This window comes from Companilactobacillus nantensis DSM 16982 (assembly GCF_001435815.1).
Lineage (GTDB): Bacteria > Bacillota > Bacilli > Lactobacillales > Lactobacillaceae > Companilactobacillus > Companilactobacillus nantensis.
The window spans coordinates 1-890 of the sequence record NZ_AZFV01000079.1 but is presented as its reverse complement, the minus strand read 5'-3'; the positions used below and the strand labels follow the sequence as shown (position 1 = coordinate 890).

General features: G+C 34.6%; 1 protein-coding gene. It reads right to left on the bottom strand.

Annotation, left to right across the window (positions count from 1 at the left end):
* Window positions 1-64 precede the first annotated feature (64 nt).
* On the bottom strand, window positions 65-742 hold the full coding sequence (locus FD31_RS13765) for a type 1 glutamine amidotransferase domain-containing protein (protein WP_057893332.1): 678 nt from the start codon (window positions 740-742) through the stop codon (window positions 65-67).
* Window positions 743-890: the final 148 nt, after the last annotated feature.

Below are 890 nucleotides of genomic sequence, written 5' to 3'. Positions count from 1 at the left end.
CGAATCTCACCTGTGACATAAATAATATAGAAAAAGCCGTTAGAATTTAATCTAACGACTTTTTTTATTGCATTTTTTTAACTAACAATTTAGCCACAGCAGCTGGTGAAAATGGATTTTGTCCCGTAATAAACTGCCCATCAGCCAAAGCATATTCTGCATAAGGACGTTTTTTAGAAAAAATAGCTCCATGAAGTTGCGCCACTTCCTCATTCAAAAATGGCACATACTTCTTTTTACCACTCAATTGCTCCTCAGCGTTCGTAAACCCAGTAATATGTTTATGTCTAATCAAATATTGTCCTTGATCATCTTTTATATATAACAATCCAGAAATACCATGACAAACAGATGTCAAAAATCCATCGTTTTGATAAATTTGCCGACTAATTTGTTGTAATTTTTCGTTATATGGAAAATCCCACATCACACCATGGCCACCTGTATAATAAATTGCTGCATAATCACGTGGATCAATTTCATCTGGACTGAGCGTATTTGCTAAAGCTCGATTTTGAAAATCGGGATCTTGATACATTGTTAAATCATTGGGCGTTGCATATTTAAAACTTCGAGGATCAATTGGAACATACCCACCTTTGGGACTGACATAATCAACTTTAAAGTCAGCAACCTCAACAATTCGAACAAACTCTGTCGCCTCACCCAACCAGAGTCCGGTTGCCTCAGGATGATAGCCATATTGTGATTTATTCGTTAAAACAACTAAGATTTTTTTCATTCATATTCTCCTCAATATTCGTCTTAAATCCCATTACATTCACAAGAGTTTCAAAACTTAAAAATATTCACATATTTTTTAATTTAGTCGTTGCAACTTTTATAACTTTTCTCTATAATAGTACGAGTGATGTCACAGTGGCTCAGTT

What these genes read in the sequence shown, in the direction of transcription:
- FD31_RS13765 (WP_057893332.1), bottom strand. Translation starts at nt 742, where the DNA reads ATGAAAAAAATCTTAGTTGTTTTAACGAATAAATCACAATATGGCTAT.